The 26,666-nt window shown below is 62.9% G+C and carries 14 protein-coding genes; 8 read left to right on the top strand and 6 right to left on the bottom strand.

Annotation, left to right across the window (positions count from 1 at the left end):
- Window positions 1-2 precede the first annotated feature (2 nt).
- From AC1D0I_RS01370 to AC1D0I_RS01350, 5 genes are all read left to right on the top strand, one after another.
- Window positions 3-15,026, top strand: a complete 15,024-nt coding sequence (locus AC1D0I_RS01370) for a hypothetical protein (protein ID WP_477392563.1) — start codon at window positions 3-5, stop codon at window positions 15,024-15,026.
- Between the two features lie 250 nt (window positions 15,027-15,276).
- Window positions 15,277-15,777, top strand: a complete 501-nt coding sequence (locus tag AC1D0I_RS01365; RefSeq protein ID WP_457150723.1) for a phage tail protein — start codon at window positions 15,277-15,279, stop codon at window positions 15,775-15,777.
- A 12-nt stretch (window positions 15,778-15,789) separates the two neighbouring features.
- Entirely contained in the window at window positions 15,790-16,293 is a 504-nt protein-coding gene (locus tag AC1D0I_RS01360; protein ID WP_477392561.1) for a phage tail protein, read from the top strand.
- Between the two features lie 12 nt (window positions 16,294-16,305).
- Entirely contained in the window at window positions 16,306-16,824 is a 519-nt protein-coding gene (locus AC1D0I_RS01355; RefSeq protein ID WP_477224777.1) for a phage tail protein, read from the top strand.
- Between the two features lie 7 nt (window positions 16,825-16,831).
- On the top strand, window positions 16,832-17,350 hold the full coding sequence (locus AC1D0I_RS01350) for an N-acetyltransferase family protein (RefSeq protein WP_477305473.1): 519 nt from the start codon (window positions 16,832-16,834) through the stop codon (window positions 17,348-17,350).
- Between the two features lie 311 nt (window positions 17,351-17,661).
- Here the strand turns inward: AC1D0I_RS01350 and AC1D0I_RS01345 are convergent, their stop codons facing one another.
- A complete protein-coding gene (locus AC1D0I_RS01345) occupies window positions 17,662-18,240 on the bottom strand; it encodes a 2OG-Fe(II) oxygenase (protein WP_477305472.1) in 579 nt (192 codons plus the stop codon).
- A 71-nt stretch (window positions 18,241-18,311) separates the two neighbouring features.
- Window positions 18,312-18,587 carry a DUF6916 family protein gene (locus tag AC1D0I_RS01340; protein ID WP_477305470.1) on the bottom strand — a complete coding sequence of 92 codons (276 nt, stop codon included), beginning with the start codon at window positions 18,585-18,587 and terminating at the stop codon, window positions 18,312-18,314.
- A 280-nt stretch (window positions 18,588-18,867) separates the two neighbouring features.
- Here AC1D0I_RS01340 and AC1D0I_RS01335 point away from each other — a divergent pair, with 280 nt between their 5' ends.
- Together AC1D0I_RS01335 and AC1D0I_RS01330 are read left to right on the top strand one after the other, a co-directional pair.
- Window positions 18,868-19,656: a SapC family protein gene (locus AC1D0I_RS01335; RefSeq protein WP_477392559.1), complete on the top strand. Its 789-nt coding sequence runs from the start codon at window positions 18,868-18,870 to the stop codon at window positions 19,654-19,656.
- A gap of 28 nt (window positions 19,657-19,684) precedes the next feature.
- A complete protein-coding gene (locus tag AC1D0I_RS01330; RefSeq protein WP_477392557.1) occupies window positions 19,685-19,813 on the top strand; it encodes a hypothetical protein in 129 nt (42 codons plus the stop codon).
- A gap of 69 nt (window positions 19,814-19,882) precedes the next feature.
- On the opposite strand, the gene AC1D0I_RS01325 is transcribed toward AC1D0I_RS01330, so the two are convergent.
- The 4 genes from AC1D0I_RS01325 to AC1D0I_RS01310 form a co-directional block, all read right to left on the bottom strand.
- Window positions 19,883-20,224 (bottom strand): hypothetical protein, encoded by a 342-nt coding sequence (locus tag AC1D0I_RS01325; protein WP_457155367.1) that lies wholly within the window; start codon window positions 20,222-20,224, stop codon window positions 19,883-19,885.
- A 126-nt stretch (window positions 20,225-20,350) separates the two neighbouring features.
- On the bottom strand, window positions 20,351-20,947 hold the full coding sequence (locus tag AC1D0I_RS01320; protein ID WP_477392555.1) for a hypothetical protein: 597 nt from the start codon (window positions 20,945-20,947) through the stop codon (window positions 20,351-20,353).
- Between the two features lie 27 nt (window positions 20,948-20,974).
- Window positions 20,975-22,306 (bottom strand): gluzincin family metallopeptidase, encoded by a 1,332-nt coding sequence (locus tag AC1D0I_RS01315; RefSeq protein WP_477392553.1) that lies wholly within the window; start codon window positions 22,304-22,306, stop codon window positions 20,975-20,977.
- A 138-nt stretch (window positions 22,307-22,444) separates the two neighbouring features.
- On the bottom strand, window positions 22,445-24,322 hold the full coding sequence (locus AC1D0I_RS01310; protein WP_477392551.1) for a TPR end-of-group domain-containing protein: 1,878 nt from the start codon (window positions 24,320-24,322) through the stop codon (window positions 22,445-22,447).
- A gap of 430 nt (window positions 24,323-24,752) precedes the next feature.
- Here AC1D0I_RS01310 and AC1D0I_RS01305 point away from each other — a divergent pair, with 430 nt between their 5' ends.
- On the top strand, window positions 24,753-26,375 hold the full coding sequence (locus AC1D0I_RS01305) for a PqqD family protein (RefSeq protein ID WP_477392549.1): 1,623 nt from the start codon (window positions 24,753-24,755) through the stop codon (window positions 26,373-26,375).
- The last annotated feature ends 291 nt before the right edge of the window (window positions 26,376-26,666 follow it).

The raw sequence follows: 26,666 nt of genomic DNA, 5'->3' as shown, positions 1-26,666 counted from the left end.
GCGTGCGCGCCGGCTATCGCCGTTCGCAAATTGCCAGGCATCTGTGGAAGACGACGGCGCTTACGACGCTGGCGCTTGGCCTTTCAGGCATGTCGGCCTATGCCGACCCGAACGGGTTGTGGCAGCCGCAGGTGCGCGCCATCGTCGGCGCCGACAACAATGGCGGCAACGCCGCGCTCGAAGGCTTCATTCCGCTGAAGCAGACGGCCGAATCGGTGCTGTTCCTGGATGTCCGGGCCAAGCACGATTTCAAGGACGGTTTCGGCCAGGATGTCGGCCTCGGCGTCCGCCGCATCGTCAATCCGGACCTGATGATCGGCGGCTACGCCTATCTCAACGTCGAGAACTTCAACAGCAACCAGTTCACCGCCGCGACGCTCGGCGCCGAGGCGATCACGCCGCATTTCGACGCGCATGTGAATGTCTATCTGCCGATCAAGGGCGACTACAAAGACCGCTCCACCGACTCGACGCTGTCGATGGTCGGAAACCAGCTGCTCGAGCAGATATCGGTGATCGATCATCGCCAATACGCGGCCTGGGGCATCGAGGGCGAGGTCGGCGCACAGGTGCCGATCAACCTGCCCGACAAGCATTCGCTGCGGCTGGATATCGGCGGCTACCACTTCGAGGATCCGCACGGCGACGACCACAGCGTCACCGGCGCCAAGGCCGGGTTCGAGTATACGATCGGCGATGTCTTCGGCAGCAACACCTCGCTGGTGTTCGCCGGCGAGGTCCGCAACGACAATCGCGACGACACCCAGTTCGCCGGCAGCGTCCGGCTGAACATCCCGTTCAACCCCGGCCACGGCTCTGACAATGCCGACAATGGGGCCGACAGCGGGCCGGAGCCGGTCTATCCGGTCAGCGAAGGCCTGCGCAAACGCGTCAACGAGCGCGTGCGCGGCGATATCGGCGTCAGGATCCAGTCGCAGGACGTGAACGGCGGCACGACGACGCGCCTCGCCATCAATGCCGCCACGGGTGCTGCTTTCGGCAAGTTCTTCTTCGCCGACGGCGGTAACTCGCTCGGCCTCGGCACCATTGGCGATCCGACGACGCTGGACGATGCCGTGACCAAGGCCGGCAACGGCTTCGTCGTGGCGCTTGGCGGCAGCGGCAATATCACCACCGGCGGCGTGACGCTGACCAATGGCCAGACCGTCATCGGCGGTGGCAGCAGCGTCACCGCCCTGCTTTTCGGCGGCGGCACCAGCAGCTTCAACCTGGGCGGCAGCAACGGCACGATCCAGGGCACCAATCCGGCCAACAACGTCATTACGCTGGGCAATGGCAACACGCTGAACGGCATCACCATCACCGGCGGCGCCAACGGCATCTTCGGCAACAACATCTCCGGCGCCACGCTGACCAATGTCACTGTGACTGGGGCCGGTGGCAATGGCGCCGACTTCATGGGCACCTCGACCGGCATCAAGGGCTCGGACTTCACGGCGAAGAACAACGGCCTCGACGGCCTGCATATCGAGGGCGACGGCACCTACAATTTCACCGGCACGACGCTGCTGCAAGGGAATGGCGACGACGGGCTCGATGCCACCGGCAAGGGCACCTATACGTTCGCGACGCTCAATGCGAAGGACAATGGCGACCGTGGCATTACCGTGCAGGGCACCGCGACATCAGGCAGCTTCACCACCAGCGACGGCACCGTATCGGGCAATGGCGGCACCGCCGTCTTCATCGACCCGATCACCGCGCATGTGGTGCTGGATTCGATCACCCAGTCCGGCGGCACGTCGGGCGTGGTGCTCGATCAGGTCTCGGGCAGCTTCACCGTCAACGGCGCGACGGCGATCTCGAACACAACCGGACCGGCGATCGCCATTTCGAATTCGCCGGCGGCGATCCGCTTCGGCGATGTAGCGATCACGGCCCCCGGCGGCGACGGCATTTCGTTTGCCGGCGTCAATGCGGCGGTGGTCGCCGGCAATATCGTCATTTCCGGCCTTGGCGTCGGCACCGGCCTCGACTTCTCCGGCAGCCGCACGAATTTCACCGCACAGTCGCTCAACGTCACCGGCACCGGCGCTGCCGGGTCGATCGGCATCGATCTCTCGTCGCCGACCTCGGGCGGCGCAACGATCGCCATCACCGATGGCGGTACGATCGCCGGGGTCGACACCGGCGTGCGCTTCGGCATTGCCGGCTCGCCGGCCAATTCGGCCAATGCCGAGTTCAGCTTCGGCGGCGGCTCCATTGCCGGCATCACCGCTTCGCTCGACGCGCGCGGCCTCAACCAGACGCTCGGCCATTACGCGTTCGGCTCGACGACGTTCAGCGGCCCGCAACTGTTCGACGTCCAGAATCTGATCTTTGTCGGCTCTTCCGCGACCGGCTCGGGCAACGGCTCCTCGCTGCTGGACCTTGCCACGATCGCGACGGCCGATGCCAACACCGACGCAGATGCGATCTTCGTGCTGGTCAATCGCGGCACGGCCATCGACGATGCCGACGGCTTCTCGCTCAGCGCCGGGCAGACGCTGGCTTCGTTCGGCAACGGGCGGACCTTCTCGCTCGGCGGTATCCCGGTCAACATTACCGGCGACAACATCACACACAGCGGCGTCGTCTCGGATGCAGGGGGTGCTGCGACGCTGACCGATTCCGGCAGCGGCGATGTCGTCACCCTGGCCAACAACAGCTCGCTGCGCGATTTCAACATCGCCGGCGGCAGCGCCAACGGTGTCCACGGCAGCAACGTCAGCAATGTCACGATTTCGGGCTTGAATGTTTCGGGCGCCGCTCTCGATGGTCTGCTGTTCGATGGCGTCAACAGCGTCACCGCCAACAATTTGAGCTCGACCGGCAATACGAGCGACGGCCTGCAGATCGACGGCAGCGGCCCGCCGATCGACGGCGCCGGAGCCTACAATTTCACCGGCACGACGACACTCTCGAACAACACCGGCCACGGCCTGTTCGTCGTCGGCGGAGGAACCTATGGTTTCGAGACGCTCGACGCGAAGGACAATGGCGGCGATGGCGTCTTCGTCAATTCGATCGGCGCCGCAAAGCTGACGATCACTGGCGGCACGATTTCGGGCAACGGCCTGGCAGGCTTCACAGTCCAAAGTCTCGGGCTTGCCAACAGCACCCAGCTCGATGTCACACTGGACGCGCTGAGCCAGTCCGGCGGACAGGGTGGAGTCGGCCTGTTCCACACCTCCGGCAATTTCTCCGTTACCGGCGCGACGACGGTCTCCAACTCCCTTTTCGACGGCATTACCATCTGGGACAGCTCCACCACGGTTGGTTTCGGTGGCGCGGTCACCATCACCAATCCATCCCGCGACGGCATCTCGCTCAAAAATGATACCGGCGCCGTCACGTTCGGCCAGGTGACGATCAACCAGGCTGGTGTGAACGGCATCCTGCTCAGCGGCAATTCCGGCGCTGTAACGTTCGGCGATGTGAGCATCAGCCAGCCGACCCAGAACGGCATCGACGTTTCGGGCACCAACGGCACGATCGGCTTCGGCAACATCGACATCACCGGCCTGCCCACCGGCCGGACCGGGCTCGACCTGTCGGGCAGCCAGTCGACCTTCACCGCCACCTCGCTCGAGATCACCGGCGCCGGCAGTTCGACCGGCATCGATCTTTCCGGCACCACCGGCGGCTCGGTGACGATCGGCACCGGCACCATTTCAGCCGGCACCGGCGTGCAAATGGGCACGCATGGCGCGGCTGGAGCCACCGCCGACACGACCTTCTCGTTCGGCGGCGGATCGATCACCGGCACGACGGCTTCGCTCGACATGCGCGGCCTGAACCCGGGCAGCGGCACCTATGCCTTCCACGACACGGCCCTGAACGGGCCGCAGCTGTTCGACGCCGCCAATGTCATCTATGTCGGCGCCACCAGCACCGGCCCCCTCGGCGATGGCTCCAGCGCCAGCAATTTGATCAATGCCGCCGCCGCCGATGATCTGACCACCAGCGCCAGCACGATCTTCGTGCTGGTCAAGACGGCGGCTGTCCAGACCACCGACACCGACGCCGATGGCTTCACGCTGGCCAACGGCCAGTCGATCGTTTCCTTCGCCAATGGCGGTACCGTCACCCTGGGCGGGCCACCCGCCAATGTCACCGGCACCCATGTCGTTACCGGCGCGACGCAGGCCGATCCGTTCGGCTTCGGCGGGGCGACGCTCAACAACGCCGCCAACAGCACCATCGACCTCGCCAACGGCAACCTCGTCAAGAACCTCAGCGTCAGCAACGGCATAGGCGTTGCCATCGATGGAACTGGGGTCAACGGCCTGAACGTCGGTGGCGTGACGATCGCGGGTGCCGCCACCGGTCTCGTCCTCGACGGCGCGTCGGGCACCGTTACAATCAACAATCTGCACATCCAGGCCCCAGGCCAGACCGGCATCGTGCTCGCCAATTCGGCCGCAAGCGTCAACTTCACCGGCAAAACGGCAATTACCGGCAGCAGCGTCAACGCCGTGCTGGCCAACAATTTCGACGGCACAGCAAGCTTCAACGATCTCGACATCACCGGCGGCAGCGGCTCGGGTGTCGCGGTCCTCAATGGTTCGAGCGGAACCTTTACCTTCGGCGCGGCGAGCTCGATCAGCACCACTTCAGGCACCGCCGTCAACATCGATGCGTCCGCGCCGAACCTGACCTACAACGGCACGATCAACCAGACCGGCGCGGCAAGCGCGGTGAAGATCAACGCGATGACCGGCGGCACCGCCAGCTTCACCGGCAAGATCACCGCCAGCACCGACGCCGCCAACGCGATCGACCTGACCGGCAACACCGGCAGCACGATCAACTTCAGCGGTGGCCTCGACCTGACCACCGATGGCGGCTACGGGCTCAGCGCTATCAATGGCGGCACGCTGACGGTGACCGGCTCCGGCAACACCGTGGCGACGGGCGCGGGGATCGATGAGAAGGGCATTCTCATCGGCGGCACCGGAATGACCATCGGCGCTGCCGGCGTGACCTTCGCAAGCGTCACCGTGGATGGCTCGGGCGGCATCGTTTCCAGCGGCATCGTCATCCAGAACACCAGCGGCGGCAATGTCACCTTTGGCGCCGTCGATATCAACCGCGTCAATGGCGACGCCATCCGCCTTACCAATGTCGCCAGCGGTGTCTACACCTTCAACGGCACGACGAAGATCGACACTGTTGTCGGCGGCGGGCCGGGCTTCGTGGTGGACGGCAGCGCCGCGACCGTCAATGTCGGCAACCTGGTGACGACGCTTGTTTCGGGTGCCGATGTCAGCCTGACCAACAACACCGGCACGATCGCCATCGGCGGCACCATCACCAATTCCGGCACTGGCGACGGCGTCGTCGTCTCCGGTGGCAGCGCGGCAATCACGGTCTCGGCCAATATCTCCAGCTCGGCAACCGCACTGGGCACGGCGGTCAGGATCGACGGCACCACCGGTGGCTCGGCAACCTTCAGCGGCAGCGTCACCTCGACCGGCACCGGCAATCTGTTTGCCATCGGCACCACGACGGCACCGACCAACACAGCGGTCAGCTTCACTGGCCCGGCGCTGACGGCGACCGGCGGCGGCAGTGCGGTGATTGGCGGGCTTGGCGCCAGCGCGAGCTTCAACGCCACGGGTCCGCTTTCCGTCACCAATTCGACCGGGACGGGGCTTGTCGTTTCGAATACCGCCAGCACGGCCTCCGCTGCCTTCGGCGCGGTCACGGTCAACGGCAGCGTGACTGGCATCGGCCTCTCGGGCAATTCGGGCACCCTCACCTTCGGCGCCACCAACGTCACCAATGTCGGGCTGAACCAGACCGGCGTCAGCGTCTCAGGCACCAATTCAGGCACGCTTTCCTTCGCCAGCCTCGGCATCGCCATGACCGGCAATGGCGCGACCGGCATCAGCTTCGCCAATGCGGTGGTCAATGGCACCATCACCGCGCGCGATTTCGACCTGACCAGCGCGAGTTCGACCGGCACGACGGCGGTCAACCTCACCAACACCACCGGCACCGGCACAATCCAGCTCGGCGATCCCGGTGCGCCCGCCAACACCACCGCTTCCACCATCGGCGGGCCTGGCAATGGCCCCGGCATCGGCTTCCAGTTCAGCAACACGACCGCCATCAACTTCATCTATGGCGACGGCGAGGGTGCCGCCGACAAGCTGTCGACGGTGAAGGCGGTCGACATCCTGAATTCGACCGGCGGCTTCCCGGCCGGCGGCACCTACAATTTCAAGGATGTCAACGGCGCCACCGGCGGCTTCATCGGCGACATTTCCGAAGCGCAGGGCTCGACCGTCTATTATGTCGACCCGAACGGCACCGGCGACGGCACGGCCGACAATCCAGGCTCGATCGCCGGCGCCGAAGCGTCGGGAGCCAAGATCATCGCGCTGATCGACAGGTCGCAGAACGGCACCAGCAATTTGATCAACATGATGCTGGCGCAGCAGAATGGTGGCGGCAACAACACACTGAACCTCGCCGACGGCCAGATCCTGATCGGCCTCAAGGCCGGCGACTCCATCGACACCGCGCCCTATGGCGGTGTCGGCGGCACGCTCGGCGGCAACTTCAAATTCAGCAACATCAATTCGTCGAGCATCATCGATGCGCCTGACGGCGTCGACACCGTGCTGCCGACGCTGACGACGGCGAGCGGCAACACGGTCGATTTCAGCGGCCGCGCCAGCATCGACAACGTCATCATCAGCAACACCGGCACCGGCATTGGCGTGCATGGCACCGCCATCACCGAGTTTGTGCTCAACCGGGCGACGATCGCCGGTGGCGACGGTGGCGCACTGTCGATCGTCGACGGCGCGGCCAACAGCGAGGTCGCGCTGTCGAACCTCACCCTCTCGGCCACGGGCGGCAACATCGCTTCGGTCGACGGCACGGCTGGCGCCGGCACCATGAAGGTCAGCGCCTTCTCCGACATCACGCTTCTCGGCAACAAGGGCGAAGCCGGCGGCTTCCTGTTGACGACCGCCATTTTCGACGCCAATGCGGCCACCCCCGGCATCGACCAGGTCGATGGCGGCGCCTTTGTCGCCGGCACCACGGCGAACCGCGTCGGCGGCTATGGCCTGTTGCTGCTCAGTGTGGCTGGCGACATCAAATTCGACACGACCAATGTCGCGGTCAAGACGGCGACCAGCACAACGTTCCCCGGTCCGAGCGCCATCGGTGTCGTCGCGAGCGGTGCGGTGGGAGGCGGTAACAACATCGACCTCGGCACGGCCACTTTCAATATCGACGGTACCGGCGCCAGCGCCGGGCTCAACAGTGCCTTGTGGGCGAGCATCATCCCGGGCAACCGTGTTGGCTTCTCGGGCGTGGTCACTGTCAACACCGTCGAGGCGGCCGGCCTGGTGTCCGATCTCGGCGGCACGCTGTTCTTCGGCGCGGCCGGCAACACGGTGACGACCACCGGCCAGCCGGCGATCTCATTCAGCAACGGCACAAGGGTCGAAAACGGCTCTGGCGGCTCGGCGCAGTTCGGTGCCATCAATTCGAGCGGTGGCGGCCAGAACGGTATCCTGCTGTCCGACCTCGCGGCGTCGCCGACGCTTCTGTTCAACGGCCCGGTGACGATCGACGGCACGACGTCCAACGCCATCCAGATCCAGAATACCACCCTCGCCGCGGCGTCGGTGACCTTCGCCGGTGCGGTCTCCATCACGAACGCCACCGGCGGCGGCGTCGAGTGGCAGCGTCTGGCCGGCAGCACCGACACGCTGACCTTCTCGGGCGGCCTCGCCATCCAGAACAGCGGCGGCGTCGGCTTCTCTGCCGACCATGGCGCGGTGGCGCTGTCCGGCACAAACACGGTTTCCACCACCAACGGCACCGGCGTCAGCATCAGCAACGCCGGTGTCAGCGGCGGCTTCACCTCGGTCAGCGCTAGCTTCGCCGCCGGCAACGGCATCAACCTGCAGAACCTGACCGGCTCGCTCAATCTCGGCACCGGCACGCTGACCAACACCGGTGCGGGCGCGGCCTTCAACGTCGGCTCGGCCACCAACGCAAGCGGCGGCAATGCGGTCATCTCCTATGGCGGCACCATCGCTAGCAACGGCGCCGGTGCGGCGGTTTCGATCCGGGAACTCACCGGCGGCTCGGTGACGCTGTCGGGCAACCTGACCGACGGCAACGCCGCGGCCGGTGGCAACATCGTCGTTGGCAACATCGACAACGGCACGGCGGCAACCGTCACCTTCTCCGGCGCCAGCAAGCAGATCAGTTCGGGCACCACCGACGCCGTCAGCCTCGGCATCCTCGGCGCGTTCCCGGCGGGTACTCCGGCCCCCAACACGAACGGCACGATCAATTTCACCAATGGCGGTCTCGACATAACGACGACAGGCGGGGCGGGCTTCGTCGCGTTCGGCAGCAGCGTCAGCGTAACTGGCACCAACAACACCATCGCTTCCGGCGGTGACGGGCTGGTGGTGGGCTTTGCCAATGTCGGCAGTGGCGGCATCACCTTCGACAGCATTTCGTCGGTCGCCACCGCTGCCGGTGGCGGCGTGTTGCTGAACACCGTCGACCTCGCCGGCAATGTGAACATCGGCGGCCTGACCAATACGGGCGTCATCGGCGTCACCGTGTCCGGCGTGACGACCGGCTCCGGGAAGTCCGTCAACTTCACCGGAACGACCAACATCGACGTCGCCACTTCCGGCTTCCAGTTCAGTGGCCAGGTTGCAACGGTGAACATCGCCAATGTCGCCGGGTCCAGCCTGACCATCGACGGCGGCACGCGCGGCATTGATTTCAACGGCGTGATGGGCGGCACCGTCAACATCGGCGGCAATGGCGGCACCGCCAGCATCGGCGCGACGACAAGCACCAGCGACTTTGCCATCGCTGTCGGCGGCAATACCGGTGGCACGCTGAACTACAACGGCTCGGTCAAGGTCAATGCGGGCAGCGTGGTGAGCGCAGGCGGTGGCGACCTCGCCACCCTCAACCTCAGCGGTTCGGTGCTTTCGACGACAGCGTCGACGGCCTTCGTCTTCAGCGGCAACGCCGACGGCGTGTACAACATTTCGAGCACCATCAATCACACAGGCGGCACCGGCGTCTTGGTCGATGGTTCGTCGGAAGGCACGATCACCTTCTCCGGGGCGACGAAGACCTTCAACACCGGCGCTAACGACGCTGTCGTCAAGCAGCCCAGCATCGGCCCGGGACAGGGCACGGCAACGCTCGCCTTCACCGGCGGCGGCCTCGGCATCACCACCACCAGCGGCACAGGCTTCACCGCCAGCACCTTCGGCGCCGGCACGGTCACCGTCAACGGCAGCAACAACACCATCACCACGACGACCGGCACCGCGCTCAAGCTCGACAACGCGACGGTCGGCGCAGGCAGCCTCAACTTCAGCTCCATCTCCGCCAATGGTGCCGCCACCGGCGTCTCGCTCAACAATGTCGGCGGCGGCGGCATCATCCTCGGCACGGTCAACCTGCAAGGCATCACCTCGCGTGGCTTCGATGTCGCAGGCACGCTCGGCTCGGCGCTGAGCATCACCAGCCTCAACATCGGGCTCGGTGGCGCGAACGCCATCGGCCTCGATCTCAACGGCGCGGTCATCAGCACCGGCATCAACGCCGGCGATTTCGATGTCGCCGGCGGCGGCTTTGCCGGCACGCTCGGCATCGACATGGCCGGGACCACCGGCGCGGCCACCATCCAGCTCGGCGACACCGTCAACCCCGGCGGCACCCAGACGTCGACCATCACCAATGTCGCGCAGGGCATCCAGTTCTCAAGCACGACCAATGCAACGCTGGTGTTCGGTGACGGCGCAGGACCGGCCGAATCACTGATCTCGACCACCGGCGGCCAGGTCATCCACGCCACCGACACCTTGCCGCTCAGCGGCAATTACGATTTCGACGACGTCACGTTCGTCGGCGACATCTCGAACCTGTCGGCGATCAGCGTCTACTACATCGACGCCGCCGGCGAGATTTCGGGTACAGGTGACGGCAGCTTCCTCAATCCGGGCAGCGTCGCCCAGGCGGAGGCTTCCAGCGCCAATGTCTTCGTGCTGATCGACAAGACCGTCGACACGAACCAGGCGACCATCAACATCGGCAACAGTTCGCTCGACCTCAAGGACGGGCAAGCGGTGATCTCGTTCATGGCCGGCGATGCGGACATCGACGTGGGGCCGCTCGGCGTTGGCGGCGGCCTTGGCGCGCCGTCCTCCTTCCACTTCACCACCATCCAGGCTTCGACGGTCGTCACGAACCCCGGCGGCCTCGACAATTCACACCCGATCCTGGCCAGCAGCGGCGCGGCCGCGACGATCAACCTGCCATCCAGCGGCACAGGCGTCATCACCGCTGGTGTCCAGAACGTCACGGCCATCAACAGCGGCAGCGGCGCCGGCATTTTCGTCAATGCCACGCTTGCCTCCAATTTCGTGCTCAAGAACAACATCATCACCGCCGGCGGCAACGCACTCGACTTCTCGACGAGCGGCGCGGCGACAGCCGACAAGCTTCTCCTGTCGATCGATGGCAACACGCTGAGGTCGACCGCGTCCGGACTGGCGGCGTCCTTCGTCGGCCAGAACATCAATGCGACGGACAATTCGATCGCGATCAGGTCGTTTGCCGGCAACAAAGTGACCGGCGGCGCCGGCAGCGGCGGCATCGTTTTCAACAATGTCCGCTTCGATTCCAACGGCGCCGGCGGCACCGTCAGTGCCGGCACGCTGGGCATGGGCAATCCCGGCGCTCGGATCCAGGGCAACGGCCTCAGCTTCACCAACACCAGCGGCACCTTTGATCTAGGCACGCTCAGCCTCGCCAACACTGGTGGCACCGGTGTCATCGCCAAAACCAAGACCACCACCTTCTCGCTGAACAGCAGCGCCGGCGTGGTCACCACCAACAGCGGCGCAGCCTTCGATCTCGATCCGCTGACCGTCAACATGACGTTCTCCAGCGTCAGTGCCAATAACGGCACCAGCGGCATCATCTTCGACGGCGTTGCCGGCACCTTCACCGTCACCGGCGCGACGACCATTTCCAACACGACGGGCTTCGGCATCGATGCCATCAACACCAATACCGGCACCTTCAATTTCAACACGGTGACGGTGAACAACGCCTCGACAACCGGTGGCGGCATCCACGTTGCATCCGGCACGCTCAATGTCACCGGTCTCGCCAATATCGACACGACCAGCGGCATCGGTCTCTCGCAGGGCGGCGGCACGACCAGCTTCACCGGCGGCCTGACCATCGACACCACCACCGGTACCGGTATCGCCGGCACGGGCGGCACGATGGGCATCACCGCTTCCGCAGCCGCCGAGACCGTGAACGCCACCGGTGGCCAAGCGATCAACCTCTCCGGTGTCGTCGCCGCCATCGCGCTTGATTCGACCTCGTCGGCCGGCGGCGTCAACAATGTCAGCCTGACCAGTGTCGGCGGCACCATCGGCCTCGGCTCCGGGGCGCTGAGCGGCGCTTCGGGCGCTTCGTTCAATGTCGTCGGCGGCACAGCCGCTGTCACTTATGGCGGCAACATCACCCAGGCGAACAACGCCGCCCTGGTCAGCGTTTCGGCCGGACACACCGGCACGCTGACCTTCAACACCGGCACGCTTTCGGCGACCAATGGCACCGGCCTGCAGTTCAACAATGCCGACGGCACCTACAATTTCAACGGCACCACCACGCTCAATGGCGGCGATGCCGGCATCGATATCACGACCGGGTCGAGCGGCACCTTCACCTTCGGCACCGGCACTTCGATCACCAGCCCGACCGGCACGGCGTTCAATGTCGACACAAGCTCGGCGAGCGTCACCTACAACGGTAACATCACCCAGGCCAACAACGCCGCGCTGGTCGCGGTCACGGGCCACACCACCGGAACGATCACCTTCCAGACCGGCACGCTGTCGGCGACCAACGGCACCGGCCTGCAGTTCAACAATGCCGACGGCACCTATCTGTTCAACGGCACGACGACGCTGAATGGCGGCGACGCCGGCGTGGACATCCTGACCGGATCGGGCGGCAGTTTCGGCTTTGGCAGCGGCACCTCGATCACCAGCCCGACCGGAACCGCGTTCAACGTCGTCGGCGGCACCGCCGCCGTCACCTACGGCGGCAACATCACCCAGGCGAGCAACGCCGCCATGGTCAGCGTTTCAGGCGGCCACGCCACCGGCGCGATTACCTTCCAGACCGGCACGCTGTCGGCGACCAACGGCACCGGCCTGCAGTTCGACAATGCCGACGGCACCTACAATTTCAACGGCACCACGACGCTGAATGGCGGCGATGCCGGCGTCGACATCGTCAACGGCTCGGGCGGCACGTTCAGCTTCTCCAGTGGTACTTCGATCACCAATCCGAGCGGTGTCGGTTTCCTTGTCGCCGGCGGCACGTCAAACGTCACCTACAATGGTACGATCAGCAAAACCGCCGCGGCAGGCAAGATCGTCGATATCTCCGGCGTCACCGCCGGCACCATCACGCTGGCCGGCAATCTCACCGCCACGGGCGGCTTCGACAACGGCATCTTTGTCCATGGCAACACCGGCGGCACCTTCAATTTCAGCGGCGGCACCAAGACGCTGGCCACCGGCGTCAATACGGCGGTCGACCTGGCGACGAACGCTGGCGCGACGATCAACTTCAGCAATGGCGGGCTGGCGATCAACACCACCTCCGGCACAGGGTTCAATGCCACGGGCGGTGGCACGGTCTCGGTGACCGGCGCCGGCAATTCCATCACGACGACGAGCGGCATCGCCGTCAATCTCGACACGGTCATCGTCGCCGCCGCGGGCGTGAATTTCGCCACGACCACCAAGGGCGCCGGCGGCGGCAGCGCCGTCATCATGGATACGGTCACCGGCACCGGAACGGTCAGTCTCGGCGGCGGCTCGCTGGTCGGTGGCAATGCTGCCGTGATCCGTATCGGCGACGGCGCCGGCGGCGCCAACACCGGCGGCACCGCAGGTCTCACCTATACCGGGACCATCACCAGCGGCACCGGGCGGGGCATCGACATCCAGGACCGGGCGCTGACCGCGCAAAACATCATCCTGACGGGCAACATCAGCCACAGCGTGGCGGGCCAAACCGGCATCTTCCTCGACGGCAACGCTGCCGGCACCATCACCTTCTCCGGCGCGTCGAAGTCGATCAGCTCGGGGACGGCTGCCGGCGTCAGCCTGACCAACAACACCGGCGCGACGGTCGACTTCACCGGCGGCGGCCTGGCCATCAATAGTACCAGCGGCATCGGTTTCAACGCCACCGGCGGCGGCACGGTGACGGTGCAGGGCAGCGTCAACACGATAACCTCGACCACGGGCACGGCGCTTAACGTTGCCAACACCACGATCGGCGCGAGCGGCCTCACATTCCGGAGTATCTCGGCCAACGGCGCGGTCAACGGCATCGTGCTCAACAACACCGGCGCCAACGGGCTGACCGTTACCGGCGATGGTGCCACATCAGGCGGCTTCCTCGTGCTCAATGGCACCGGCGGCACGATCCAGAACACCACCGGAGACAGCGTGGTGCTGACCAACGCGTCAAACGTCAATCTGCGCCAGATGAACATCACCAATGCCGGCCTGGACGGTGTGCAGAGCATCGGCGGCGGCAACATCAAACTGTCGGCCGTCAACATCACCAATCCCGGCGCGTCCAACCCGGCGTCCGATGGATCGAGCGGCAATCCGGCAGGCTTTGGCGGCGGCAATGGCTGGTTCGCCCAGAACATCACCGGCGTCAACGCCTTCGACAACAACTCGAAGGTTTCCGGCTGGCAGTCGTCGCAGTCGAACGGCGTCCTTCTCTTCAACACCAACACGAACTTCACCTCGTTCACGGTCGACCATGCGCTGTTCACGACTTCTGCGACCGGTGCGGACGGCTTCCTCGCCAACCTGTTCGGGACGACTTCCGGCACGGTGAACGTGACCAGCAGCGAATTCACCCTGATCGATCAGGACGGCGTGCAGATCAGCAACCAGGGTTCGGGCACCGTCAACGCCATCGTGCAGAAGAACAATTTCCACGACGCGGACAATACAAGCGGCGACGGCAACAACACGCTTTATCTGTCCAATTCCGCCAACGGCATTCTCAACTTCACCATCGGCGGACCGACCGCGGCCGATGGCAACACCTTCCACAACCTGGCAAGGTTGACGACCCTGGCCGGCGTGGTTCAGGTGGACGCGGCCGGTGGCAGCGCCGCGACACCCGATGGCGGGCAGATCAACGGCTCCATCCGCAACAACACCATCAGCAACGACGCCGGCTTCGTGAACGGCCGCCGCGCCATCGACGTCCAGGTCGAAGCGGACTCACACGATCTCGGAAAGCTTGCCGTCGCGATTTCCGACAACACGATCAACAACGTCTCCAAGCAAGGCGTTCACATCTCGGTTGTCTCGGTCGGCGGCGGCAGCGTGAACGATGCCAACTGGACCATCCAGAACAACCACATCGGCGACACCTCGCCGGTCGGCACCGAGGGCAACGTCGACAGCGGTTCGGCCATCGAGTTCGAAACGAATTTCGATACGTTTACGAGCGGTGCCGACATGGTCAACAATCTGCTGATCCAGGGCAACATCGCCGTCAACAACGCCAACAACGCCACCGGCGCAACACTGGATATCACCAACATAGGCGGCACGGTGGCGTCGGGGACGACGGCGGTCCTGAACGCCACGATCCTCAACAATGTGTTTACCAACAACAGCACAACCGGCGGCCACGTTCTGGATGTCCTGAACAGCAGCGCCGGCGACGGCGAAACGCTCAACCTTAACATTTCCGGCAACAACACGACCTTGGGTGCATCGACACTCGGCGAAATCCGGCTGCGGCAGCTGAACGGCACGTTCAACATCCAGGGTGGCGTCGGCGCCGTCAGCGGCAACAACAATGGCGATACGGTCTCGCAGACCGGTTCGTTCGGAACCGTCGGTTCCGTCACGCTGCCGAGTTTGCCGACCGGTGGTTTCTGAGGGTAGTTCGCCTCCATGCGTAGGCTGTCCCGAGGAACCGAATCGGGACGGCCAGCGCCCTGTCATGACAGGAGCGTTGGCCATTAGGTCACTGGCAGCGCTGTTGTTTTGTGCTGCGCGGCGCCCATGGTTGTTTGCCGGCGAAATTTAATAAAAGGCAAGTTAAACAAATTCTTTTAGTTGCCTCTTGCATGACGTTGCGTAAATTAGCAGTATCTGTTTAGTATGGATCAAATGTGAGGGAGCGGCGATGTCGGAACCATTTCTTTCCGAAATCAGAATCATGTCTTTTGTGTTCGCGCCCAAGGGCTGGGCGCTTTGCAATGGGCAGTTGCTGCCCATCAACCAGAACCAGGCGCTGTTTTCGCTGCTGGGAACGACGTTCGGCGGTGACGGCCGCGTGAATTTCGCGCTGCCCAACTATCAGGGACGTACGCCGATCCACGTCGGCAGCGGTCACACGCTCGGCGAGCGCGGCGGCGAGCCGGCCCATACGCTATCGATCTCGGAATTGCCCACGCACACGCACATGATCAATGCCAATAGCAATCCCGGAGGGGTCGCCAATCCGAATGGCGCGATCCTCACCAAAGCTCCTGCCAACACCTACGGCACAGCCACTCAGCTGGTGGCCATGGCGCCGGCTTCGGTCTCGAATACCGGTGGCAGCCAGGCGCATATCAACATGCAACCGTTTCTGACGCTGAGTTTCTGCATTGCCCTGCAGGGCATCTTTCCGTCGCCGAATTGAGGGAGCGCAACCATGGGACAACCCTATGTAGGCGAAGTTCGTATATTTGCCGGTAATTTCGCGCCGGCCGGCTGGATGTTCTGCGGCGGACAACTTCTGCCGATCTCGGAGTACGAGACGCTGTTCCAACTGATCGGCACGAGCTATGGCGGCGACGGTCAGAGCACGTTCGCACTGCCGGATCTGCAAGGCCGCCTTCCGATCCATCAGGGCAACGGCTTCATCCTGGCCGAGACCGGCGGCGTCGAAACGGTCACGCTGACAGTCGCCCAGATTCCGGCGCATTCGCATCCGCCGTTGGGGTCCACGGCGACGGCAACGTCGCAGCTGCCGACCAGTTCGGTGTTGGCCAACACGCAGGCTCAGACCTACTACAATCTGGCTGACAACGCGTCACCCATGGCGGCCAATGCCATCTCGAGCACGGGCGGCAGCCAGCCGCATGACAATTTCCAACCCTACCTTTGTGTCAATTTCATCATCTCGCTGTTCGGGATCTTCCCCTCGCAGACTTAAAGAGGTCCGTCCATGGCCAACCCGTTCGTCGCCGAAATCCGCATCTTTCCGTTCAATTTCGCGCCCAATGGCTGGGCGTGGTGCGACGGGCAATTGCTGCCGCTGTCGCAGAACACCGCTTTGTTCTCACTGCTCGGCACCACCTATGGCGGCAACGGCAAGAGCAATTTTGCCTTGCCGGACCTCCAGGGCAACGCGCCGATGCATCCGGGGCAAGGCCCCGGCCTGTCGTTGCATGACCTTGGTGAAACTGGCGGTTCCGAGACCGTGACGCTGCTTGAGAGCGAGATGCCGTCTCATGCGCACACCATGCTGGGCGCTGAAGACGATGGCTCCTTCAAGACGCCCCAAGGCAACTTCGTGGCGGCGGGCAACCAGATGTACCTGGGCTCAAACCCAGCCGTTAATGTCCAACTGGCGCCGGAAGCGCTCGCGCCTGCCGGTGGCGGACAGCCACACAACAACATGCAGCCCTATCTGACCTGCTATTTCTGCATCGCGCTGCAGGGCGTGTACCCGTCGCGCCCCTGATTTTGCGATGAACGACTTTCACGTGGCGGTTTCGGCCGGTTGGGTACGGGCGGCTGGGGCCGGGCTGACGTTTCGTCCAGTGACTGATGCCGATCTGCCGTTCCTGTCACGGGTCTATGCCTCGACCCGTGCCGAGGAACTGGCCGTAACATCCTGGACCGAGGCGCAGAAGACCGCCTTCCTCGACATGCAGTTTCGGGCGCAGCACACACATTACATCAAGCATTATTCGCAAGCCGACTGGCTGGTGGTGATGTCTGGCGCGGCAGACATAGGCCGCCTCTATGTCGAGCGTTGGCGGAACCAGTATTGCATCATCGACATCTCCTTGTTGCCGGCGTTTCGCCGCAAGGGGTTCGGCGCGGCGCTGCTCAGCGACCTCATCGACGAAGCAAGTGCCGCCGGCAAGGCGGTGTCGATCCATGTCGAGAAGAACAATCCGGCCAGGCGGCTCTATACGCGGCTGGGATTCGTCGTCACCGAGGACATGGGCGTCTACGACCTGATGGAGTGTTCGCCGCGCTAGCCAAAGCGCGTCGCGTGAAACCTCGTGCAAACGCGTTGAACTAGGGATCGTTGGTCCGCGCCGCCCCTCATTGTCCTGCCGGACATTTCTCCCCGTATAGGGACGGGGAGAAAGAGGCTGGCCGCAACGCGGCGCCTTTCTTGCAACGCTGACAATTGGCGAAATCATGGATGAGAGCGCCCCTCTCCCCGTCACTATACGGGGAGAGGATGTCGGCAGGCAGGTGAGGGGCAGCGCCTACGCCTGAAGCGTGTCCTGAGTTCGGTTCAACGCGACGTGCATTCGAGCGGCCGTGACGCCTACGCCGACCGTCACGCCCCGCGGTACCACGACACGATGGTGAAACGCTCGTTGCGCGTGACCGGGGTGACTTCGTGCGTTGTTTCCGAACGAAACGCGACGAGGGAGCCTGGCAATGCCGGCATGGCGACGCGCAGGTGCGGACCGCTGTAGGGACCATGCAGGACCAGCGAGCCGCCGGCATAGTTTGCCGGCGAAGGATCGTCCGACTGGCGGTTGAGAAAGATCACCGCCGAGATCCTTCTGAACCGAGACTCGTCGTGGATGAGCGGCGTGTTGCCGTCCTGGTGCGGCACGAAGAAATCGCCTTCCCGATAGTGAAGAAACTGGGGCTTTTCAGCATTGCCGAGCGCGAGACCGAAATGACGTTCCAGAGTCGGCTTCTGCCGCGCCAACAGGTCGTTCACCAGCGCTTCGGTGGCCGCTGAGACCTCGGCGCGCGTGGTTCGGCGGATCTCTGGCCATGCCGGCTTCTCGTCTTCACGCCCCAACAGGCCGGCCGGACGACCGCTGGCCGCCCGGATTTCCGCGCACAGCTCGCTGCATGCCGTTTCGTCAAGCAAGCCCGCGATCTCGATATGGTCGATCATCTGTCCAGCTGTCCCCTTTCGGAGTGCCCTGATCGTCGCCCCGACCGGCCGGATCTCCGAAAATCAAAAAATCAGTTGAAGACAGCCTCATAGACATAGCCGGTCGCGTCGCCCGAAACCGGGACGATGAAGATGTCGTCGGTGATGGCATCGCTGGTGAGGTGGTAGATGGCCTGCGGCAGCCCTATGTCGCGCGGCCCCTTGAACAAAAGCGTGAAGCCGCCGCCGGGGCGCGGGCTGGAAGCAATCTGGCGGACCGCGGTCAGTTCGAGAGAAACCGTCCTGCCGCCAATCTCGGCAGTGAAAACCGACCCGACCGCGTGTTCGAAATCCGATGCCGACGCCATGCAATTCGCCTCACTCTGCCTGCTGCCGGCGGCACTGTCGCCGCTTCGCCGCAAGCTGTCCAGAGGGTCCCGGCCGGCACCGGCCTCACGCCAAGTCATTTCGTCGGCACGAATCCCAAAATACAGCACCGCCTGTCCTTTTATGCGCGCAGGAGACGCTGTAGTACTTTGTTCCTGCGCGGGATTGTTTCCAAACCAAGGTCAGCGCAACAAGAACAGATCCCGGCTTTCGGAGTCTGATGGTCGCGGCCTGATCGGCCTGCGGGAGAAGGGACCGACGATGGCAGATGCGAAGACGGAAGTGGCAAGCGATACGATGCCGTTGTTCTACTCGACGCCGGAGGCGCTCAACCCGGTGCGGCATGGCTCGCTCGGCCTGGCGGCGCGCAGCGACTTCGGCTTCGCCCGCTCGGCGCACGCCATTCCGGTGGTGGCCTCGGAGATGCCGGCAGCGATGCGCTCCTACCCGATCGTCTTCATCGGTCCGGCCAAGGCGCCGGTGATCATCACCGGCGTGCGCAAGGACGAGAATCTGTTCGTCGATGCCGACGGCAAGTGGACCGGGCCGCACTACATCCCGGCCTATGTCCGCCGCTATCCCTTCATCCTGGCCGAGGATCCGAAGTCGCCCGGCCGGCTGACGCTGTGCATCGACCGGGCAAGCGACCGCGTCGTCGACCAGTTGCTGGCGCCTTTCCGCGACGAAAAGATCCTGCCGTTCTTCAAGGGCACCGAGCCGACCGAAGCGACCAGGCAGGCGCTCGCCTTCTGCAACCAGTTCCAGCTCGATTTCAACGCCACCCGCGTGATGATCGAAAGGATCGACGCGCACGGCCTGTTCGCGCCGCGCCAGAGCAAGGTGACGCTCGAGGGCGGCGAGGTGCTCAACCTCACCGACTTCCAGGTGATCGATGAGCCGGCTTTCAACAAGCTGAGCGACGAGGCGTTTCTCGACCTGCGCAAATCAGGCGCGCTCGGCCTGCTCTACTGCCATCTCGCCTCGACCAACAGCTGGACGTCGCTGGTCCACCAGGCGTCGCTGCGGAAGGCGGGGCTGCCGGCGGGCTGATTTCTCGCTGGCCCTCATGAGGCTGGCCATGACAAAGCGCAAGCATATGTGCTCGCAGGAAGGACGGAGCGCGCTCATGTCGCGCATACGGAGATCCGACACCAAGCCCGAGGTTGTCGTCCGCATCATGAACCCCGGCAAGATTTTGCCGGCGTGACGGCAGAGCCGCTGATGCCGATGTGACATTGCAGGTAGTCACAACGTACTTTTTTGGAAGTGACTAGCTTTAGGACACAGCGATAGTTCCATCCTCAGGGCCACTTATGACGATTTCCTTCAAGTATGTATTCTTGATTTGGACGTAGTAGTCTCCGATTGAAGCGCCAACTTCTGCGTTAACCTTGAAATTGATCGCTGTCGAATCTTCGATTGTTATATCGTTTAGGTATACCGATATATCAGTCGCAATGTCTAAATATTCCGCATAAATAAATTCAATTACTAAGTATTCTGTGTCTTTAAACCAATCACGATCTGGGTGTACTGTCACGCTGACCGTAACCGGATCTCCGCCTCTTACAGCAGCCCCTTCAGGTGTATCGACACGTACTATATCTACTCTTGCCATGGCCCATCTCCCTTCGGCATCCTCAATTAACGTCGCGTCGAAACGGATTCATGCGACGCGCTTTAAGCCTTTGTTTCTATGCATGTCGTTGTCTCAAAAACCGAGGCCACTTTTGAGCGACATGCATTAGTCGAAATCGCCGCGCCCGTTGCGGTTCATGGCACCACCGGAGCGTCCCATCGCACCACCTGACCTGCCCATCGCGCCGCCTGATCGCCCCATCGCACCGCCGGATCTGCCCATTGCTCCACCCGATCGCCCAAACGAACGCGGGTCCAGCTCTGCACTTAACAGGACATCCTCGAGCGTTCCGGTGTCGAGTTCCAGCCGCATTGTCAGGTCACTCTTGTCGTAGACCCAGACCTGCATTCCGCGCGCGAACGAGCCTATCTGCGATGCCAGTCCGGTATAGGCAGGGTCGCTTGGACCGCGGCTCATGACCTTGAGATCGGTTTCTGTGGGGGCTGGATAATCAACGATAGAGCCAGGCCCGTGGACAAGAAGTATGGTCGGTCGGGCCAGCTCATAGAACTGTGCTTCGAAGGTGAACGCATAAATCCTTGCGAGCAGGCTACCGGAGGCGTCAATCTGGTTCTGCAGGAATCTGTTGTCACCAAGCCTTGGAGGCCGTCCCCCATCGGTCCTCTTCGTAAGCTTCAAATCTTCAAGAACTCGACCGAACAAATGTATGGCCGATGTACTTAGGATGGTTTCAGTTACCATGGATCACCCTCATCATCTGCATGCCGATCAAAGCTCGGCGCCACTTCTGGACATCCAATATTTCTCGAAATAGCTCATGTCCGGCAGACGCGCCTGGTCCAGTGGAAGAGCGATTCGGCCCTCGTGAAAATGGCTCTTTCGGTTTGGCTTCTTCAGGCGAGGCCCGGCACGGTAGCGAAAAATCCCTCTCCGGTCGAAATCTCGGAAGATGATCCTCGATAGTTCTCCTCCGGTCACACTGTCGTCGACCGCAAGCATCGTTCTCGCCACGTCGCGGTAGTCCAGGAAATCCGGCGCGAGAGCCCACAGCGTCTCGGCGAGGTAGGTACCCACGACATCCCGCGCGTCTAGCAGCGCTTCGACGAAACCTTCCGGATTGCGAGCGAAATCGCGGTCAAAGACTTCCTGCATCGGCAGCTCGGCAGCTGGATCGATCTCGGCGAGGTCGGCAAGATTTTCGGCCTCCGGCGAGATCAGTCCTCGAGCCACCAAGCTCTCGTGAAAGACATCGACCAGAATGTCGAAGACGGCGCCCGTGAGAGGTTGCGACAGTGCATGCTCGTCGGTCCAGCCGTCCGCGAAATCGGCCATCGTCAGTTTGTTGTTGGCCTCGCGTATCTGGCGGTGCGGCGAGAATTCCGAGAAGCGAGAGAGTTGGTTGGCGATGTAGAGATTCCCGCGTGTCTCCGTCAGAACATTTTCGATCACGGAGGGAAAATGCATGGCCGCAATCAACGAAACGCAGTCGGAGAAGGCCTCCTGAAAGCCCAGATATTCGGGGAACTCAGCTCCCGGGTCAGGTATGCCGAGGATGCTGTAGACGAATGCATGGCCAACCTCGTGCGCGATAATATCGAAGTCGAGGCTGAAGGGGAGCGTGCGCCCGTCTTTCGTGAATTGGCTGCCGAGCTCGAGGAAGCCATAGCCGTATTGGGCGTTATCCCAACCCGGCAGGATGGAGATTTCCAGACGGTCGTAGTGATCGCGGAAATGCCAGGTGAGCGGCTGGCCGATGTAACGCTCCCAAACGTCGAGCGTGAAGCGGACGCAACCGAACGCGTGCGCTGCTTCGAAGCCGGGCGTCGAGGGTTGATAGTGATCGAAATTGCCTTCCTCGTCGGGAACGGCGGGATCGAGGATCGCTCGCGTCCAGGGCGGCAGGGAGATGACGGGCGTGCCCAGCGGGCCGTGGTTGACGCCATAGGGCCGCGTCTTGTCGACCGGCTCGACGACATACATAAGATCATCGGACGGGCCAGGTCCGACGCTGCCTCGCGGCGAAGAAACCGTAATGATCTCAGGGCTTGACGTTGGGTCTTCAAACGGAGGCTGAACGAACAGCCTGAACCGGGTACCCATTCCCCCACCTCTCGGTTATATTAGTAACATAACATAATATCCGTGGAATGGCGAGGGCGTTGGTTTGTCAGGTAAATCTTCCTGAAGGCCGGTTCTTAATTGTCGGCAATAAAATTGCCTCAAGAACAATGCGTATCGCTACTGCAGGAGCTGGAGCAACTTCTGGTAGCGAGGATGACTGCGAACAGAGGCGAAATCGGAATCGTTCTTGAACCAGAGTCTCATCTCGGCGCCAGCCTGCGGCAGCCACGCCTCCAAAAGGTCGATCGAGCGTTCGAACTCCCCCAGCAACGCATAGGTACAAGCGGCGTTGTATTGGGTGTTCATATCGCTAGGGTCGATCGCCAGAGCCCGCTCAAGCCACTTCGCTGCCCTATCGCCTTCACCAAGGAAGGCCAGCACGATCGCGCCCAGGCAGGCACAATTGGCGTTCTCCGGATGCAGACGGAGTTCCTCTTCAGCTCTCTCCATTGCAATCCGCGCATAAAGCTCCGCGTCGTTCTGCTGGCCGAGAGTGCGGAAGACGTTCACCAGCATGACCGGTGCGCCGTAGTCGGTCGGTTTGATCTCCATCGCACGCATGAAGTACGTCGCGGCGAGTTCGAACTGGCCGCCGGTTACGCAGAACTCGGCATAGTAGCGGTTGGCCTCGTGGCAATTGGGGTCGAGCGCGAGAGCCTGTTCGAACGCCGCGGCGGCCTCGGCACGGCGGCCGGCGAGGGACAGGGCAAAGCCTCTGGCTGAATGCGCCTCGGCCAAATTCGGGTCCAGAGCCAGGGCTTTATCGGCGGTCGCGAAAATGTCGTCCACTTGGATCGGTGAGCCGTACATCGACTGAAGGCGTACGTCGCTGACCGCCAAGCCTGCATATGCGCGGGCATATCCCGGATCAAGCTCGATGGCCCTGATATAACTTTGTCTGGCCATCAGGTGGTTCGCCCTGGTCGCGATGTGGCTGTAATCGCGGCCTCGAAGATAATGCGTATAGGCGTCCACATTGTCCGTCGGCGCCTTCTCAATAGCCTTCTTCTCCTCGGGCAGGAGCCTGACCCTGAGTTGCGCCACGACCGCCTTGGCGATTTCGTCCTGCACGGCGAAGATGTCGGTGAGGTCGCGGTCGTAGCGGGCAGCCCAGACGTGTCCGTCTGTGGCGCCCTCGATCAGCTCGGCATTGATCCTGACCCGGTTTCCCGCCTTGCGGACGCTGCCCTCGACAATGTAGCCGACGCCAAGCTCCCTGGCGATGCGTTCCATCTTGTCGGTCCTGCCCTTGAAGGCGAAGACCGTATTGCGGCTGAGCACGAACAGGCCGGAGACGTTCGAGAGGTCGGTTATGATATCTTCAGTGATGCCGTCACTGAAATACTGCTGGTCGGGATCATTGCTCAGATTGGCGAAGGGTAGGATCGCCACCGACGGCTTGTCGGACCGCACCAGCGTCTGGACGCTCCCGGCCGCAACATGCGTCTCGACATGCGCGGCGCCCTGGTCCCAGTTGGCGAAATAGACGTGCAGCGGCTGAGCAATGTTCTTGACGGTCCTGGCGCCCTGATCGGCGAAGTCGACGCCCAGCTTGTTGCCGACCGCATGGCGCACCGCTTCCGAGCAGGCGATGCCGCCGGGTATCGCGAGGCCCTGCAGCCGCACCGCAAGATTGACGCCGTCGCCGTGGAAATCATCACCGTCGACGATGATATCGCCAAGGTTGATGCCCATGCGAAACTTGAAATGCCGGTCCTCGGGGATGCCGGCATTCCGCTCGGACATGCCGCGTTGGATCTCGACCGCGCAGCGCGCCGCATTGATCACGCTGCCGAACTCCACCAGGAAGCCGTCACCCATCACCTTAAAGATGCGCCCACCATGCTTGGTGACGGTCGGATCGAAGAACTCCCGTCGATGCTGCCGAAGGAGATTGAGAGTGTGCTCTTCGTCAACCTCCATAAGACGGCTATAGCCGACCACATCTGCGGCCAGGATCGCCGCCAGCCGACGTTCAACATGCTCCTCGGACATGTCGTCTCCTGAAATCGCAGACAATCGTTCTGCCTGATTTAGTTCTATCTGATTTACCTCCTCGGCGCCAACGTCGACGTCGTTCGCGGGAGTAGGAACGAACGGAAGTGACCCAGGACATCTATGACGATCCCGAATTCGTCGAAGGCTACAGCCGGCTGGGCCTTTCGGCCGAAGGCTTGGCAGGAGCGATGGAATAGGACGCTTCAGGGCTTCCGAGGCGTTTGGCCTGCTCTACTGCCATCTCGCGTCGACCAACAGCTGGACGTCGCTGGTCCACCAGGCGTCGCTGCGGAAGGTGGGCGGGCGGCCTGGCTGATTTCAGCTGCTGCGCTGCCTGATCGAACCCTTGCTTGCGCAAGGCCTCATATAACGGCAATAATTCGGCTTCGGGAGGAAGGCGACGCAGCCGGCGATGGGGGTAAGCGTCATGGCGAATCTGATGCCGTTGCTTGTGGCCGGGGCGATGCTCCTGATCGTTGGCAGCCTGATCTATCGCGGCATTGCCGGGCTGTTTTCCGGTTCGGCTTCAAAAGGCAAACCACAGGACAGTCCCGCCTTGTCGGTCGGCAAGGCTCGTCAACGCACGCTGGCATCGTCTGAAGCGGCCCACGCCGCATCGCCTCGGCCTGACCCTGCGGCCGAAAAGCTGATCGCCGACTTGCAGCAGCAAGCCAAGGACAGCGACGACCAGCGCAAGGCGAAGTCCAAAGCGCATGTCGAGCGCAAGATCCCGCCGATTTCCGTCGATGGCCGCGAAGCGATCGAACGGGGGCAAGCGGCGCGCATCGCGATCAGGCACGTCTTTCCGCCGCGTCTTCCCCAACGCAGCATGAGCTATTTTGGTGGACTGCCGATCGTCCCCGATGAATTCGACTGGCCGACGGTTCACAATCGGCAGGGATTGCTCGAGCGCCTCAATTTCATGGCGCAAATCGACTGTTCGGACCTGCCACCGGGACCTGGCCGCGATCTGCTGCCCGACAAGGGCTACCTCTATTTCTTCGCGCCGATGTCCGACACGTTTGGGCCGGACGCGCTGCACTTCGTGACCCGGTATGAACCGCGCCGGGTGACGCAGAAGTGGCAGCCGCTCGACATGCCCTTCACCGCCAAGATTCTGGGATCGGATCCGACGGACGAAATCCTGCGGGGCAAGCGAACCCACTATGATCGGGTCGAGGTCGAATTTGCCTGGATCGAGGAGCCGACCGACGCCGAAGTCGCGGCGCGTGCGGACGAAGGTCATGCCTTCGAGGTCGCGGACAAGATTCGCGCCGAAAGGGTTGAGGCCTTCTACGGTTCGCCTGTTACCCCCGATCCGCTGCTTTCCGCTCATCAGGCGCCGAAGGACACGCTTTGGACGCCATATCCGGGTTTTCCGGCCAATTGGCATACTGCGCGGATCGTTCGGAAGCTTGTGGAAGCATATCACCGCGAAGAGACGGCCGACGTCACGGCACAGCTGAAGGCGCTTGGTGATGCTGTCGAAGACGATCCGGAGGCCAAGCGACTACGGCTGGTGCAGCGCGAACTGTCGGCATTCGGTTCGAAGATGTTCAACGCTTTCTTTCCGACGGTCAATGCCGGACTGAAGGAATATGACGCACCTCCAGCCGAGGTGAAGCAGCAGATCGTTGCCTTCCTGGAAGACTTGCGCGCCAACGGCATGCCGTCATCTTCTCCGGCGTGGCGGCCGCATCATCGCCAACTTCCGCAGGTGATGAACCATTGGCTTTCAATCGCGGCGATCCGGGGCGCCGAGGGTGGACTGACAGATCCGGACGGTGCGGCTTTGATAGGCCGGGAAGTCGTAGCCGCCCTGTCTCACCGCCACTCACCCCGTGGCCATCAGATGCTTGGCAAGGGTGAAGTCATCCAGGTCGCAGCCGACGAGATGAAGGACCGCTACCTGCTGTTGCTGCAGATCGGGCCGGATATGGCGGTCGATTGGACCGTTGGCGAGATGGGACCGCTTCAATATTGGATCACGCCCGAGGACCTTGCGGCCAAGCGGTTCGAGAACGCACTTCTGACAGTCGAAGCCTACTGACCGGTGTTTGGTCAGGGAGCGTCTGAGCGCTTTGCCATCCTCGCCGGCTATCGCAATGGCGGGATCGGATCACGGCCTGCGGGTCGCAATTGCAAGTCGAGATTGGGGAACTATCCCGCTCGTCCCCAGTGCCAGGCAGCAAAAGAGGTCCGGTTACCCGCCCCTTTGTTGTTTTCAGACATAACGAAAATTTGGAGGCGGTTGAAGCGATTCGAACGCTCGACCCCAACCTGGCGATATGAATCTGTGCCAACGCTGCCCCATCGGAATCTCCGCCACGGATGCGATAAA

The sequence above is a fragment of the Mesorhizobium sp. P2_D1 genome (genome assembly GCF_056404455.1).
Note: the sequence above shows the minus strand (reverse complement) of the source record. Positions and strands in the feature narration are given on the sequence as shown.

Coding starts and splice junctions, on each gene's coding strand:
- AC1D0I_RS01305 (WP_477392549.1), top strand. CDS start 24,753: ATGGCGAATCTGATGCCGTTGCTTGTGGCCGGGGCGATGCTCCTGATC.
- AC1D0I_RS01340 (WP_477305470.1), bottom strand. CDS start 18,587: ATGGCGTCGGCATCGGATTTCGAACACGCGGTCGGGTCGGTTTTCACT.
- AC1D0I_RS01350 (WP_477305473.1), top strand. CDS start 16,832: ATGAACGACTTTCACGTGGCGGTTTCGGCCGGTTGGGTACGGGCGGCT.
- AC1D0I_RS01335 (WP_477392559.1), top strand. CDS start 18,868: ATGGCAGATGCGAAGACGGAAGTGGCAAGCGATACGATGCCGTTGTTC.
- AC1D0I_RS01360 (WP_477392561.1), top strand. CDS start 15,790: ATGGGACAACCCTATGTAGGCGAAGTTCGTATATTTGCCGGTAATTTC.
- AC1D0I_RS01345 (WP_477305472.1), bottom strand. CDS start 18,240: ATGATCGACCATATCGAGATCGCGGGCTTGCTTGACGAAACGGCATGC.
- AC1D0I_RS01325 (WP_457155367.1), bottom strand. CDS start 20,224: ATGGCAAGAGTAGATATAGTACGTGTCGATACACCTGAAGGGGCTGCT.
- AC1D0I_RS01330 (WP_477392557.1), top strand. CDS start 19,685: ATGACAAAGCGCAAGCATATGTGCTCGCAGGAAGGACGGAGCGCGCTC.
- AC1D0I_RS01310 (WP_477392551.1), bottom strand. CDS start 24,322: ATGTCCGAGGAGCATGTTGAACGTCGGCTGGCGGCGATCCTGGCCGCA.
- AC1D0I_RS01320 (WP_477392555.1), bottom strand. CDS start 20,947: ATGGTAACTGAAACCATCCTAAGTACATCGGCCATACATTTGTTCGGT.
- AC1D0I_RS01365 (WP_457150723.1), top strand. CDS start 15,277: ATGTCGGAACCATTTCTTTCCGAAATCAGAATCATGTCTTTTGTGTTC.
- AC1D0I_RS01315 (WP_477392553.1), bottom strand. CDS start 22,306: ATGGGTACCCGGTTCAGGCTGTTCGTTCAGCCTCCGTTTGAAGACCCA.
- AC1D0I_RS01355 (WP_477224777.1), top strand. CDS start 16,306: ATGGCCAACCCGTTCGTCGCCGAAATCCGCATCTTTCCGTTCAATTTC.